A 13,913-nucleotide genomic window follows, 5' to 3' on the forward strand; every position below is an offset into this window, starting at 1 on the left:
ACGCTCTCCTGTGATTTTTTCGATTCCGCGCGTCAGGCATTGTGACGCTGAAAATAGTCTATCAGCGTTTCAGGACGCAGCGGACGGCTAAAAATGTAACCCTGCAGATGCGTCACGCCACGATTGATCAGCCAGGCGGCCTGCTCTCCGGTTTCGACGCCTTCCGCCACGCTTTTCAGATTGAGCTTTTTCGCCAGCTGCAACACCGTATCCAGCACCGGTGAGGTCAGGGTATCGGTCCCGATGCTCTGCACAAAACCGCGATCGATTTTAAGGTAATCAAACGCGTAGCGCTCCAGATAGATCAGCGCGCTGTGTCCGGTGCCGAAATCATCAATCGCAATATTAATCTGCTGCTGATGCAGCCAGTCAAACAGTTCGCCGACATTCTCATCGCGCACCATCGCACGCTCGGTGATTTCAAATACGTAAGTGAAGTGGGCCGCGGGCATGGTGTCGAGCCAGCGCAGCACGTCCTGACGAAAACAGCTATCCGCCAGGTGCAGCGGAGAAATATTCAGGCTGAGGCTGGCATGGCGGGGAATGGTGTGACAGAGCAGGTGGGCATCACGCGCCACCAGCTGGAACAGATGGCGGGTCAGCGGAATAATCAGGTTTTGCGCTTCGGCGTAGCTGATAAACACATCCGGCGGGATCGGCCCCTCGGTCGGGTGAGTCCAGCGCAGTAGCGCTTCCATGCCGTAGGGCTGACCATCATGTGAGGTCACCAGCGGCTGATACTCAATATGAAACTCGCCACGCTTCATCCCCTGTATCAGATCTTTTCCGGGGCGCTGATAGGCTGACAGCAGCAGCCAGCAGCCGCCGGTCACCAGCAGGGAGAGCAGCAGGCTGCTTAGCAGAATATTTTGATAATCGCTGAGCGACAGGGTCGAGCCATATAACACAAACTGCAGCGGGTAACCGGCCAGGGACTGCTGCAGTAACGGCGGTGGCAGCCCGTGGTTTTCCACCACGCCGGGCTGCCAGCTGGTTAACGCCGTGCGCTGCGCCACCAGCGCCATGCCGGTAATCTCCGGCTGGCGCGACGCCAGCAACAGATAGGGATTCAGTGTGATATTGAGGGTGGCGAACACCCCGGACTGAACGCTGCCGGGATTCCTGATCCACAGCGCCAGCGCCGGTTTATTGGGCTGCAGCGGCGTGCCGCGCATCAGTTGCAGATCGATGTCGCGCGTCGTATCACTCTGCGGCGCAATAACGCTGAGCGGCAGGCTAAAGCTGCCGGTGGCAGAGGAGCAAAACGCGTTACCGTCATTAATCAGCAGAATGGCGCGCAGATTACCGGCAAAAGCGGCGCGTGAGGTCAGTTCACGGTTGATGGTCTGGCAGGGAGTTTGCGTAAACGGAAGCAGAGGGCTGAGCGTGCTGTTAATCAGAGAAGAGAGCGTTTGCTGCAGGGCCGTTCGACTATTCTCTACTAATTGCTGGTGCTGTCGATCGCGCTTATGCCAGAGATGGTTAAACGACAGCGCTGTAAAGAGTAAAAAGAACAGGCAGCCGACCATCGCGCTACTCCATGCGATTCGACGAGGATAGGTTGCATGGCGCATCAGCGCCCCCGACAGTGGCATGAGGTGCTTCCTCTGATAAAATTATTATTATGTTATTGCGCACGACTGCTTCGGTGTAAGCGACCGAGAATATAACGAGAAGGCGGGGAATGTCTCGTTATTCTTCTGAAAGGCAATGGTTTTTAAGCCATCAGTCTGAGGCGGGCAATGGCAACAGACGAAAAAAAACGCTGCGTAAGCAGCGTTTCATATTCTCTGGCTGAGAAGGAGATCAAAGTCGGTAATCAGGTCGGGTTACGACTTAATACGCGTCGCCCTTCACGATAACGCTTTTTCCAGTAATCGTCGTTCAGGTTGGAGATCATCACACCACTGCTGGTGGAAGCGTGAACGAAGTTATCATTACCGAGATAGATGCCAACATGACGGCCAGTGGAGCCGGCGCGGAACAGTACCAGATCGCCAGGACGCAGTTTAGTGCGTGAAATCTCTTTACCGGTGCCCTGCTGCTCTGAGGTAGAACGCGGCAGTTCTAAGCCAAATTGATCGCGGAAGGTGCGTTGTACAAAGGCGGAACAATCGATACCGCGTTTGGTATCGCCACCCAGGCGATAGCGCACGCCTTTCCAGACAGCGTATTGATCCATGATGCGTGACTTAACGTCAACGTTACGCACCATTTCTTCAAACTCATCCTGAGACGCCTGAAGTAAAAAACCATTGTGGTTGTTAACTTCATGATTCTCGTTATTCGCGTTTTGACCGTTATGGGTACTGCTACAAGCTGAGAGGAGAGTTGCCAGTGCCACTGCAGGCACGATTCGCCAGATATATCTCAGTATTGGTTGAGACTTGACCATTATTCGGGTTTTCCTTCGATGTCCTTACGACAAGATTGTCGCCAGCCAGATGACAAAACAGGGAGATTAATAAGCGAAACAGACTAAGACAATTCCTTAATTACTAAAATGTGTTAATGGACACATTTTTACTGTAAAAAAAAGCGAATTTGCTGCTGCTGTTACCCCACAGCGACTGAGGTTAACCGATTACAGACGCCGTGGCGAGTGCTTTCCGTTAAATTCTTATAGGTTTTTCTGATGTGAAATCAAACCTTAACACACTGACTACTTTAGCAACAATTGTGGGGAAATGATGGTGAGAGCAGGGGGTGAAAAGGGCGCTAATTCCGCCTATAGCCTGCTGTTTGGGAATTTTCTTTATGGACAATCAGAAGTGGCGTTTATTTAACCAATCAAGCCGGTCATAACCTTTTCTTTTAATGGATTTAATTAGCATGCTAATAATGTACTGGCTTTTTTTATAAGCGCGGGCGGTTAAGAATAACGCCATTATTACGCCCGCGCTTATCATTCAGCTTAGCGGCTTATATTTGCCCGGTAATTTGCGATAAAACCAATTTACCAGCGCATCACTGGCCGGGGTTAATAACCACCAGCTTAATCCGACTAATACTACCGACAGTGAACCCACGGCAATATCGGTGAACCAGTGCGCGCCAGCCATAACGCGAGGCAGCGAGAAAATAACCACAATCGCCGCCGCAATTAAAAAACGACCGAAGCCAAAATAACGCCAGATAAAGCAGGCGAAGATCATCAGCATCATGCCGTGGTCGCCAGGGAAACTGTCTTTCGATGCATCCTTAGCCGGAATACCGGTCAGCTCACTGACCCGATGTACGTTTTCGAAGAACAGCGTCGGGCTGGAGTGTTTCACCGGCAGCAGGTGACCGAGCTGGTTAAGGACCACCGCGGTTAATAGCATGGTGATGCCGATAGCCAGCATACGACGCCGCGCCTGCGGGGTTTCACCGCGCCAGATCGACAGATAGAGCAGGCCCATCGCCAGCAGCGAGACGGCATCAAAGCCACGATAGTTGGTGATCGCCACCAGCAGCGCAAAGCCGGAGTGAATGATCATCTGACTATTAAAGCCAAAGAAAATCGCTTTATCGATACCGAACCAGAAACCATGTTCAGGCGGCAGATACCACGACAGGAATAGCACCACACCCAATGCATTAAGCAGCAGGATGGTAATAAGGCGAGTTACGCGCATAGTTAAACTCATGATTAAAAAAATAACCGCCGACAATACCCTTGTCAGCGTAAACGGCACTTCAACAACGCCGATTGTAGTCTATTCCAGTCAGCCTGCTGCGAATCAATGATCTCAATACGGCTGTCGGCGGGCGGCTGCGATCGCGTTTCAATTTGCAGATCGTCGCCCTGACGATTAATCGTCAGCGATCCTGCCTCAATATGCATTACCCCTTTAATTCGATCGCCCGGCGCCTGGCGCACCCATTCCAGCAGCGCCGCCCGGTCAAACTGCGTTTCGGCGTCGAACAGCCAGCCACAGGCGCTGTAGTCCTGTCCCTGATTCAGCGCCCGACGCCAGCGCGCCGGATGATCAAGCCGCATGACCGCTACGCCACTGGTCGGTACGGCGGCTGGGTGATGATGCTGTGGCACCGGCAGCTCACGCGGCTGACCGCGCGGCGTATCGAGCAGCGCCAGCGGAATCTGACCAAATTCGGTGGCGATAAAAGGACGCTGATCCAGCGCATCACGCTGCCAGTCCGCCAGGCGTTGATGATCTTCCGGCTGCCAGCGATCCTGCTTGTTGCCGATAATGATGTCAGCCGCCGCCAGCTGATCGCGGAAATTTTCATTGGCGACGACCCACGGATCGGCAAGCTGGCGCGCATCCAGCAGGGTGAGGGTAGCGTTGAGTTGTAGCCAGGCGTGGTAGGTCGGCGAACTTAACAGCTGCAGCAACTGGCGCGGATGGCCCAGCCCGGTCGGCTCAATCAGCAGCCGATCGGGCTTGTTCTGCAACAGCCGGTTCAGCCCGATCTGCATCGGCAGGCCATTGACGCAGCACATGCAGCCGCCGGGGATCTCTTTCAGGATGGCACCGCGATCGGCCAGCAGCGCGCCATCGACCCCAATCTCACCAAATTCATTCACCAGCACCGCCCACTGTTCGTTAGCGGGCTTTGCGGCCAGCAGATGGCATAACAGCGTAGTTTTGCCGCTGCCCAGAAATCCGGTTATCAGATTTACCCGCGTCATCAATCAGGCTCCTGTCAGTATTTGCCGTGGAAGATGTTACTTTATAACAGTCAGCGCCACGGCAACGTTCAGGAAGTGCGGTTAGTCGGCACGGCCCATATAACGGCGTTCAGCGACATGAATGCGGATGCGGTCGCCGTTACTGAGGTACTCAGGTACCTGAACCACCAAGCCGGTACTCATGCCAGCCGGTTTGGTACGGGCGCTGGCCGAGGCACCTTTGATGCCAGGCGACGTATCGACAATTTCCATGTCGACGGTTTGTGGCAGCTCCAGCGCCAGCACCTGTCCTTCCATCGTCAGCACCTGAATGCCCGGAATGCCGCCTTCAGGAATGAACAGCAGTTCCTCTTCGATCTGCTCTTTTTTGAAGCTGTAAGGGGTGTAATCTTCGTCATCCATAAAGACATACTCGTCACCGTCTATATAAGAAAAGGTGACGCTGCGGCGGCTGAGCGAAATCGCATCAATAATCTCATCGCCCTTGAAGCGTTCTTCGACCTTCATACCGGTGCGTACATCGGTGAAGCGCATCTTATACAGGGTGGCGGCACCGCGTGCGCTTGGGCTCTGGACATCAATATCTTTAACCAGCAGCAGTTTTCCGTTGTGGGTAACGGCCATTCCTTTTTTGATTTCATTCGCTTTTGGCATTGCTGTTCTCGCTATCTCTGAAGTGAAGTGCGCGCCACGTTACTCGCGCCGGTGAAAACTGGCAATATGGCGAGAATGAAATTTTAGCCCGGGCGGCGGCAGACGTGGTAATTGTGGCGGCGGACTGCTATTGTCGCCGCGACTTTCTCTGCTGGAGCGCAGCATGCAATGCCGTAGCCACTGCGGTGCCTGTTGTACGGCGCCCTCCATCTCTTCGCCGATTCCCGGCATGCCCAACGGCAAACCCGCCAACACGCCCTGCGTTCAGCTCGACGACGCCTTACGCTGCAAACTGTTTGGCTCTGACCTGCGTCCCGCGGTCTGTGCCGGCCTGCAGCCGTCGCACAGCATGTGCGGCGATTCGCGCCAGCAGGCGATGATCTATCTGTTGCAGCTGGAAGCGGACACCGCGCCCTGACGCGCTGACGTTGCTGAAATGCTGACTAAGTTTATCCCAGGCTTACAGCAACCGCGTCAGCTGGCAGGCAGCAAAATCTTAAAACGTCGATGAAATGTGCGTAACATCAAAAATCTGCTACGCCGTTTGCGCATTTTCTTGCCTGCTGAAAGGTGCTGTACCACAATCCTTGAAACGTTTCAGCGGTGACCACGCCACCTGTTTTGCGACAGATGGCGTAATAATTTCTCCACTGGCTGAAACGATTCAATCTCAGCAAGCGAGGAGAATTATGTTCCAGCTCGAATTGCAGGCCATCCATACCGGAGCCAGCGCCCAGAACAAAGAAGAGGCCATTCGCCAGGTTGCCGCAGCGCTGACCGCTGCCGGTAATGTGTCCGAAGGCTACGTCAACGGTATGCTGGCGCGTGAGCAGCAAACCTCCACCTTTCTTGGCAACGGCATCGCGATTCCGCACGGCACCACCGATACCCGCGATCTGGTGCTGAAAACCGGCGTCCAGGTGTTCCAGTTTCCACAGGGCATCAGCTGGGGTGACGATCAGACTGCCTATGTGGCGATCGGGATTGCCGCCAAATCGGATGAGCATCTGGCGCTGCTGCGTCAGTTAACCCACGTTCTGAGCGATGACAGCATCGCTGAACAGCTCAAAACCGCCTCTGCTGAAGATCTCCGTGCGTTGCTGATGGGCGAGAAACAGGCCGCCGAATTCAGCTTCGACACCTCATTAATTACCCTGAATGTCGCCGCCAGCGACCTGATCACCTTACAGGCGATGAACGCCGGTCGGCTGCAGTCAGCGGGCGTGGTTGATGCCAGCTACGTCGCTGACGTGGTCTCTAACGCGCCGCTGAGTCTCGGGCAGGGGATCTGGCTGAGCGACAGCAGCCTCGGCAACCTGCGCAGCGGCGTCGCCGTTAGCCGGGCGGCCCATCCGTTTGACCATCAGGGCGAATCCGCTGCGCTGTTAATCAGCGTCGCCGCCGTCGATGAACGTCCGCTGGAGGTGCTGGGTTACCTCAGCGCCCTGTTGCAGCAAGGCAAAGCAGACCGTCTGCTGAAAGCCGATGCCGCAGGCGTCTATGCGCTGCTCACCAGTGAAGTTGACGAGCAGGCCGAGGTGCTGACCGCCGAGTTCACCATCCGTAACGAACACGGTCTGCATGCCCGTCCGGGCACCGCGCTGGTCAGCGTGATCAAGCAGTTCAACAGCGACATTACCGTCACCAACCTCGATGGCAGCGGCAAACCCGCTAACGGCCGCAGCCTGATGAAAGTGGTGGCGCTCGGCGTGAAGAAAGGCCATCGCCTGCGCTTTACCGCCAGCGGTGAAGATGCACAACAGGCGCTGAATGCGATTGAAGAAGCAATCACCAGCGGACTTGGCGAGGGGGCAGCATGAGCAGACGTGTCGCGACTATCACGCTGAATCCGGCGTATGACCTGGTGGGCTATACCCCTGAAATTGAACGCGGCGAAGTCAATCTGGTGAAAACCACCGGTCTGCACGCGGCGGGCAAAGGTATTAACGTTGCGAAAGTGCTGAAGGATCTGGGTATTGACGTCACCGTCGGCGGCTTCCTCGGCAAAGAGAACCAGGATGGCTTTCAACAGCTGTTCAGCGAGCTGGGCATCGCTAACCGTTTTCAGGTGGTGCCGGGCCGTACCCGAATCAACGTCAAACTGACTGAGCAGACCGGCGATGTCACTGACCTGAACTTCTCTGGTTTTCAGGTCAACGGTCAGGACTGGGATCGCTTTACCAGCGACTCACTCACCTGGCTGGGCCAGTTCGATATGGTCTGCGTCAGCGGCAGCCTGCCGGAAGGCGTCGATCCTGACGCCTTTACCCGCTGGATGACCGAGCTGCGTACCCATTGTCCGTGCATTATTTTTGACAGCAGCCGCGACGCGCTGGTGGCCGGGCTGAAAGCCGCGCCCTGGCTGGTTAAACCCAACCGTCGTGAACTGGAAATCTGGGCCGGTCGCAAACTGCCGACCCTGCAGGATGTGATTGATGCTGCGCACCAGCTGCGTGAGCAGGGCATCGCCCACGTGGTGATCTCGCTGGGTGCTGAAGGTGCGCTGTGGGTCAACGCCTCAGGTGAATGGATTGCCAAACCGCCGGTGTGCGAAGTGGTCAGCACCGTGGGTGCCGGCGACTCGATGGTCGGCGGGCTGATTTATGGCCTGTTAATGCGTGAATCCAGTGAACACACGCTGCGTCTTGCCACGGCAGTGGCGGCAATGGCCGTCAGCCAGAGCAACGTTGGCGTTTCCGATCGTACCCAGTTGGCCGCAATGATGGCGCGCGTCGACTTACAACCCGTTAACTGACAGCAGGAGAGCGATAATGAAAACGCTGCTGATAAAAGATCCTTCATTGGGACTGGCTTCCGCTTATATGGCGCAACAGCGCCTGGCTGCCGCCGCTGCGGCGGCTGGCCTGACGCTGACTGATCATCCCGCCGAGGCCGAGCAGGTCATCGTGCTGGGGAAAAACGTACCGGACGACGCGGCGCTGAATGGCAAACCGCTGTGGCAGGGCGATGTTCAGCTGGCGATCCGTGAGCCAGAAACCTTCCTCAACCGCGCCAAAGCCGAGGCTAAACCGTGGCAGGCCGCCGTGCCGGTTGCGGCACCAGCAGGTGCGCCTGCGGCAGCTCAGGCTGGCGCGCAGAAACGTGTGGTTGCGGTTACCGCCTGTCCGACCGGCGTGGCGCATACCTTTATGGCCGCAGAGGCGATTCAGGCTGAAGCGACCCGTCGCGGCTGGTGGGTAAAAGTTGAAACCCGCGGTTCTGTCGGTGCCGGTAACGCCATCACCCCTGAAGAAGTGGCAGCTGCCGATCTGGTGATCGTGGCGGCTGATATCGAAGTCGACCTGGCGAAATTCGCCGGTAAGCCGATGTACCGCACCTCAACCGGCCTGGCGCTGAAGAAAACCGCTCAGGAGCTGGATAAAGCGGTTGCTGAAGCGAAACCGTATAAAGCAGCGGGTGGACAGAGCAGCGACAACCAGAATGAGAAGAAAGAGGGCGCAGGCGCTTATCGTCACCTGCTGACCGGTGTTTCTTACATGCTGCCGATGGTGGTAGCGGGCGGTCTGAGTATCGCGCTCTCCTTTGCATTTGGTATCACCGCATTTAAAGAGCAGGGCACGCTGGCTGCCGCGCTGATGCAAATCGGGGGTGGCAGCGCCTTTGCGCTGATGGTGCCGGTACTGGCGGGCTTTATCGCCTTCTCGATTGCTGACCGTCCGGGTCTGACCCCAGGCCTGATTGGCGGCATGATCGCCACCAGCATTAACGCCGGTTTCCTCGGCGGGATCATCGCTGGTTTCATCGCCGGTTACGCTGCGAAGCTGATCAGCGGCAAAGTGAAACTGCCGCAGAGTATGGAAGCGCTGAAGCCGATACTGATCATTCCGCTGTTTGCCAGTTTGATCACCGGCCTGCTGATGATTTATGTAGTGGGTAAACCGGTTGCCGGCATCATGAACGGCCTGACGCACTGGCTGGCGAACATGGGTACCGCTAATGCGGTGCTGCTGGGCGCGATTCTGGGCGGCATGATGTGTACCGATATGGGCGGCCCGGTCAATAAGGTGGCTTACGCATTCGGTGTCGGTTTGCTGAGTTCACAGACTTATGCGCCGATGGCGGCGATTATGGCGGCCGGTATGGTGCCACCGCTGGCGATGGGTCTGGCGACGCTGGTTGCCCGTCGTAAATTCAACAAAGGTCAGCAGGAAGGGGGCAAAGCGGCGCTGGTACTGGGCCTGTGCTTCATCTCTGAAGGTGCGATTCCGTTCGCGGCCCGTGACCCGATGCGCGTTCTGCCTTGCTGCATCATCGGCGGCGCGACCACCGGCGCTATCTCAATGGCGGTGGGGGCCAAACTGATGGCACCACACGGTGGACTGTTTGTCCTGCTGATCCCGGGTGCGATTACGCCGGTGGTCGGTTATCTGGTGGCGATTGTGGTCGGTACGGCGATTGCCGGTCTGAGCTATGCGGTACTGAAACGTCCGGAAGAGCAGCTGGCGAAAGCCTGATTTGCTGACGTTAAATAAACAGGGAGCCATCTGGCTCCCTGTTTGCTTTTTCAGACGGTGAATAATGTTAACGCGATGGATGAATACGCCTGGAGTAAAGCGTTGCGCCGCCGAGATAAAACGCCGGGAGCGTTTTTTGAACAACGTAAAGCGTTGGCCCGGAAACTGGCCTGGTTCAGGCAGTATAGCGTCGCATAGCAATAAGCAAAAAAGGGGCGCCTGCGCGACTGATGTTCGGCAGTTAAGGTTAAATTTGCAAAGGCTGTCGCGGTCAAACGTGGCAGCTTTTTTTCTACGCGAGCGTGCCGGAGTGCGGGCCTGAGCGCCTCTGCTGCTGCCGGGCAGTCCTCGCGCCGCTGCGCGGTACCTTCGGCTTTGACGTCGTGCCGACGAACCGTTCGGGGATCGGCCTTACCTGGCCGGCCCCGAACTCTCCACGCTTCCCGGCGTGGAGTTCTGGCCCGGCGTCACGCCTCAGCGCTGCGGATAGCCCTTTCAGCAGCAGGGCGCTCAGGCCTCTACTCTCGTGCCCTTTTAAGCAGGCTGGGTTCGGGCAGGGGCAGACAATCCGCAGCGCTGAACAGAATGAGTCGGCCAGGAGAGCCCGCAGGACGCGGGTGAAAGGCGGGGCGGCACAGGATGTGCCATCCCCGGCGGTCCGTCAGGCAGAGGAATGAAGTGAATGGACCGCGCAGAGGCGCGAGGACCGCCAGCCCCTGCCTGCACCAGACTGCGTTATCACCGGTCCCTTAACCGATCGGCATTAAGCCAGCAGGCTCCCTTTTTATCCCTGCTGTTCTGACTTCAGCCAGGCAATCTCATCTTTCCAGATATCCGGGTTGATGGTTTCGAGAATCAACGGAATCCCGTCAAAACGCGCATCCTTCATCATCCAGCTAAATACGGTTTTGCCGATGTTGCCTTCACCAAGGCTGTGATGGCGGTCGACACGGCTGCCAAAGGTGCTTTTCGCATCGTTGAGGTGCATGCCGCGCAGATAGCGAAAGCCGACAATGCGCTCAAATTCAGCAAAGGTGGCGACGCAGTCCGCTTCGGTACGCAGATCATAGCCGCCGGCAAAGGCGTGGCAGGTATCCAGACAGACGCCGACGCGGCTCTTATCCTCAACCTGGTCGATAATTTCCGCCAGATGCTCAAAGCGGAAACCGAGGTTGCTACCCTGACCAGCGGTATTTTCAATCACCGCTGTGACGTTACGGCTCTGGTCGAGGGCGATATTGATCGATTCGGCGATGCGTTTCAGGCAGGCCTGCTCATCGATCTGATGCAGGTGGCTGCCCGGATGGAAGTTCAGCAGCGTCAGGCCGAGCTGATCGGCGCGTTGCAGCTCATCAATAAAGGCGGCACGGGATTTTTCCAGCGCCTCGGCCACCGGGTGGCCGAGGTTGATCAGAAAACTGTCGTGCGGCAGGATCTGCTGCGAGCTGAAGTGATATTTCTCGCAGGCGGCGCGAAAGGCATCAATCACCTCAGTGGAAAGCGGGGCGGCTTTCCACTGCCGTTGATTTTTAGTAAACAAGGCGAAGGCGGTGGCGTCTATTTCATGGGCGCGAATGACTGCCTGATCCACACCACCTGCCGCACTGACGTGTGCGCCGATATATTTCATGCCGTTCTCCTGAAGGGGCTATGCACTGACGAGCAGGCATGATACCCGATGCGGTTAGCCCATGAAATGTTGCACCAGCAGATTGATGGCACCGCCACCGACGATCAGCCAGACAGCGACCATGGCACCCAGCAGCAGCGGTTTCACGCCCGCTTCACGTAACGCGCTGAAACGGGTAGTTAATCCCAGCGCAGCCATCGCCATCGCCAGCAGCAAGCCAGCCAGTTGATTCAGCATCGCTACCAGGCCAGCGGGGAGCAGGTGCAGCGAGTTAAACAGCGCGACGGCAATGAACAGCAGCGCGAACCACGGGAAGGTCACCGGACGCGATGCGGTCGCCGCCGGGCTCTGGCGGCGCAGCACGCCACTGAGACACAGCAGGAACGGGGCCAGCATCATCACCCGCAGCATTTTGGCAATCACCGCGCTGTTCTCGGCATCCGGGCCGATACTGTGTCCGGCCGCGACCACCTGAGCCACTTCATGAATGGTCGATCCGGTAAATACGCCGAACTGCGCCTGATCAACACCAGGCAGCAGGGTATGCACCAGCAGCCACAGCAGCGGATAGCTAAAAATCGCCAGGGTACCAAACAGCACTACCGTCGCGATGGCGACCGCGACTTTTGACGGTGCCGCTTTGACCACCGGTTCGGTCGCCAGTACCGCCGCCGCGCCACAGATGCTGCTACCGGCACCAATCAGCCAGACGGTATCGCGATCCAGCTTCAGCAGGCGCATCCCCAGCAGGCAGCTAATAAAGAAGGTGCTGCTCAGGGTCAGCGCATCAATCAGGATACCGCTGACGCCGACGTCAGCAATCTGTTGCAGCGTAATGCGGAAGCCGAACAGAATTACCCCCAGCCGCAGCAGTTTCTGCTTGGCCAGCACCACCCCGGTGTCACAGCGTGCGGCCAGCGGCGCGTAGACGCTGTTGCCGATGATGATGCCCAGCACAATTGCCAGCGTCAGCGATCCCAGCCCCCACGAGGCAATCGCCGGCTGGCCAGCCAGCCAGCTGGCCGCAGCGGCAATCAGCGCGGTCAGTAGCAAACCAGGCAGCCAGCGCGGAATCGGATTGTGGGTTTTAGTCATGCTCAGATCAGCCATAGTGGTCCCTCCCTCTGATTGAGACCCGATCATGGCGCTGACTGGCTTAAAAGTGAAATTGATAATATATTTATAATTGACCAGAATAAACGATAAGGCGGCAATCATGCTATTTTCGCGTCTGCGCCGATGGGCGACGCTGATCAAACGGGACGTGGTGGTGCTGTGGTTTGCCTTTCGCGATCCGCGTACCCCGTGGTGGAACAAACTGGCGATGCTGGGACTGGTTGCCTATGGCATCAGCCCGATCGATCTTATTCCGGATGTGATCCCGTTTGTCGGATTACTGGATGATGCGGTGATTATTCCCTCCGGGGTAATGATTCTGCTGCGCCTGCTGCCGAGTGAGGTGCGTATCAGCAGCAGCCAGCGGGCGCAAACCCAGCGTTCGCGCGGCAAAAAGATTGCTGGCGGGATTGCGCTGATTGCGCTGATCTGGCTGGCGGTGGTGATCTATCTCATCAGGCAATAAATGACTTAAGGAGTGCCGATGCACATTACGTTGCGGCAGATAGAAGTGTTCACGGAAGTGTTAAAAAGCGGATCGACCACCCAGGCATCGCAACTGCTGGCCCTATCGCAGTCGGCGGTCAGCGCCGCGCTGGCCGATCTGGAAAACCAGCTCGGGGTACAGCTGTTTGATCGGGTAGGCAAGCGGCTGGTGCTGAATGAGCATGGGCGATTGCTCTATCCGCGCGCGGTGGGTCTGCTGGAGCAGGCGGGTGAAATTGAGCAGCTGTTCAAAGAGGACAACGGGGCGATTCGCATCTTTGCCAGCAGCACCATCGGCAACTATCTGCTGCCCGGCATGATGGCGGCCTACCGGCGTGATTTTCCCGGTTTGCCGCTGGAGCTGAGCGTTGGCAACAGTCAGGATGTGATCAATGCGGTATCCGATTTCCGGGTTGATGTCGGGCTGATTGAAGGGCCCTGCCACATGACCGAACTGGTGAGCGAACCGTGGCTGGAGGATGAGCTGGTGGTGTTTGCCGCACCGGATGCGGCGATTCTGCAACAGCCGGTGACGCTGGAAACGCTGGCGGCAGCGCCGTGGATCCTGCGTGAACGCGGATCCGGCACCCGTGAAATTGTGGATTATCTGCTGCTGTCGCATCTGCCGACCTTTCAGCTGGGCATGGAGCTGGGCAACTCCGAGGCGATCAAACATGCGGTGCGCCACGGAATGGGCATCAGCTGCCTGTCACGACGGGTGATTAGCGATCTGCTGGACGCCGGCACGCTGGTCGAACTGGCGCTGCCGCTGCCGCGTCTGACCCGCACTCTGTACCGCATTCACCACCGGCAAAAACATATCTCGAAGGCACTGACACGTTTTTTATCCTATTGTCGCGAGTGATTACTAATAATTCTGGCGCGATCATGAACGTAACTTATAACAGCGCGGCAT

The 13,913-nt window shown here is 57.1% G+C and carries 13 protein-coding genes; 6 read left to right on the forward strand and 7 right to left on the reverse strand.

The window, feature by feature from the left end; translation table 11 throughout:
* Positions 1-32: 32 nt before the first annotated feature.
* The 5 genes from AABB92_RS01900 to yeiP form a co-directional block, all read right to left on the reverse strand.
* A complete protein-coding gene (locus AABB92_RS01900; RefSeq protein ID WP_031377230.1) occupies positions 33-1,595 on the reverse strand; it encodes a cyclic di-GMP phosphodiesterase in 1,563 nt (520 codons plus the stop codon).
* A 224-nt stretch (positions 1,596-1,819) separates the two neighbouring features.
* Positions 1,820-2,395 carry a bifunctional murein DD-endopeptidase/murein LD-carboxypeptidase gene (mepS, locus tag AABB92_RS01905; protein WP_031377229.1) on the reverse strand — a complete coding sequence of 192 codons (576 nt, stop codon included), beginning with the start codon at positions 2,393-2,395 and terminating at the stop codon, positions 1,820-1,822.
* A 514-nt stretch (positions 2,396-2,909) separates the two neighbouring features.
* Entirely contained in the window at positions 2,910-3,617 is a 708-nt protein-coding gene (locus AABB92_RS01910; protein WP_031377228.1) for a phosphatase PAP2 family protein, read from the reverse strand.
* A gap of 44 nt (positions 3,618-3,661) precedes the next feature.
* A complete protein-coding gene (locus tag AABB92_RS01915) occupies positions 3,662-4,636 on the reverse strand; it encodes a CobW family GTP-binding protein (protein ID WP_031377227.1) in 975 nt (324 codons plus the stop codon).
* Between the two features lie 81 nt (positions 4,637-4,717).
* Entirely contained in the window at positions 4,718-5,290 is a 573-nt protein-coding gene (gene yeiP / locus AABB92_RS01920) for an elongation factor P-like protein YeiP (protein ID WP_031377226.1), read from the reverse strand.
* A 163-nt stretch (positions 5,291-5,453) separates the two neighbouring features.
* Here yeiP and AABB92_RS01925 point away from each other — a divergent pair, with 163 nt between their 5' ends.
* The 4 genes from AABB92_RS01925 (at position 5,454) to fruA (ending at position 9,765) form a co-directional block, all read left to right on the forward strand.
* Entirely contained in the window at positions 5,454-5,708 is a 255-nt protein-coding gene (locus tag AABB92_RS01925) for a zinc/iron-chelating domain-containing protein (RefSeq protein ID WP_031377225.1), read from the forward strand.
* Positions 5,709-5,979: 271 nt separating this feature from the next.
* Entirely contained in the window at positions 5,980-7,110 is a 1,131-nt protein-coding gene (gene fruB, locus AABB92_RS01930) for a fused PTS fructose transporter subunit IIA/HPr protein (protein WP_031377224.1), read from the forward strand.
* Positions 7,107-8,045: a 1-phosphofructokinase gene (gene fruK, locus AABB92_RS01935; RefSeq protein WP_031377223.1), complete on the forward strand. Its 939-nt coding sequence runs from the start codon at positions 7,107-7,109 to the stop codon at positions 8,043-8,045. Before fruB ends, fruK begins: the two co-directional genes overlap by 4 nt.
* Positions 8,046-8,061: 16 nt before the next feature.
* Positions 8,062-9,765: a PTS fructose transporter subunit IIBC gene (gene fruA, locus AABB92_RS01940; RefSeq protein ID WP_031377222.1), complete on the forward strand. Its 1,704-nt coding sequence runs from the start codon at positions 8,062-8,064 to the stop codon at positions 9,763-9,765.
* 784 nt (positions 9,766-10,549) lie between these two features.
* On the opposite strand, the gene nfo is transcribed toward fruA, so the two are convergent.
* Both nfo and AABB92_RS01950 read right to left on the reverse strand, forming a co-directional pair.
* The gene (gene nfo, locus AABB92_RS01945) at positions 10,550-11,395 is read right to left on the reverse strand and encodes a deoxyribonuclease IV (RefSeq protein ID WP_031377117.1); all 846 of its coding nucleotides are present in this window, start codon (positions 11,393-11,395) and stop codon (positions 10,550-10,552) included.
* Positions 11,396-11,449: 54 nt separating this feature from the next.
* Entirely contained in the window at positions 11,450-12,505 is a 1,056-nt protein-coding gene (locus AABB92_RS01950) for a YeiH family protein (protein WP_031377118.1), read from the reverse strand.
* A gap of 106 nt (positions 12,506-12,611) precedes the next feature.
* On the opposite strand from AABB92_RS01950, the gene AABB92_RS01955 reads away from it, so the two are divergent.
* Both AABB92_RS01955 and yieE read left to right on the forward strand, forming a co-directional pair.
* Positions 12,612-12,977 (forward strand): YkvA family protein, encoded by a 366-nt coding sequence (locus AABB92_RS01955; protein ID WP_031377119.1) that lies wholly within the window; start codon positions 12,612-12,614, stop codon positions 12,975-12,977.
* Positions 12,978-12,995: 18 nt separating this feature from the next.
* A complete protein-coding gene (yieE, locus tag AABB92_RS01960; protein ID WP_031377120.1) occupies positions 12,996-13,862 on the forward strand; it encodes a DNA-binding transcriptional regulator YeiE in 867 nt (288 codons plus the stop codon).
* Positions 13,863-13,913: the final 51 nt, after the last annotated feature.

It is taken from the genome of Pantoea brenneri (assembly GCF_038594305.1).
Lineage (GTDB): Bacteria > Pseudomonadota > Gammaproteobacteria > Enterobacterales > Enterobacteriaceae > Pantoea > Pantoea brenneri.

Coding starts and splice junctions, on each gene's coding strand:
- AABB92_RS01900 (WP_031377230.1), bottom strand. CDS start 1,595: ATGCCACTGTCGGGGGCGCTGATGCGCCATGCAACCTATCCTCGTCGA.
- mepS (WP_031377229.1), bottom strand. CDS start 2,395: ATGGTCAAGTCTCAACCAATACTGAGATATATCTGGCGAATCGTGCCT.
- AABB92_RS01910 (WP_031377228.1), bottom strand. CDS start 3,617: ATGCGCGTAACTCGCCTTATTACCATCCTGCTGCTTAATGCATTGGGT.
- AABB92_RS01915 (WP_031377227.1), bottom strand. CDS start 4,636: ATGACGCGGGTAAATCTGATAACCGGATTTCTGGGCAGCGGCAAAACT.
- yeiP (WP_031377226.1), bottom strand. CDS start 5,290: ATGCCAAAAGCGAATGAAATCAAAAAAGGAATGGCCGTTACCCACAAC.
- AABB92_RS01925 (WP_031377225.1), top strand. CDS start 5,454: ATGCAATGCCGTAGCCACTGCGGTGCCTGTTGTACGGCGCCCTCCATC.
- fruB (WP_031377224.1), top strand. CDS start 5,980: ATGTTCCAGCTCGAATTGCAGGCCATCCATACCGGAGCCAGCGCCCAG.
- fruK (WP_031377223.1), top strand. CDS start 7,107: ATGAGCAGACGTGTCGCGACTATCACGCTGAATCCGGCGTATGACCTG.
- fruA (WP_031377222.1), top strand. CDS start 8,062: ATGAAAACGCTGCTGATAAAAGATCCTTCATTGGGACTGGCTTCCGCT.
- nfo (WP_031377117.1), bottom strand. CDS start 11,395: ATGAAATATATCGGCGCACACGTCAGTGCGGCAGGTGGTGTGGATCAG.
- AABB92_RS01950 (WP_031377118.1), bottom strand. CDS start 12,505: ATGGCTGATCTGAGCATGACTAAAACCCACAATCCGATTCCGCGCTGG.
- AABB92_RS01955 (WP_031377119.1), top strand. CDS start 12,612: ATGCTATTTTCGCGTCTGCGCCGATGGGCGACGCTGATCAAACGGGAC.
- yieE (WP_031377120.1), top strand. CDS start 12,996: ATGCACATTACGTTGCGGCAGATAGAAGTGTTCACGGAAGTGTTAAAA.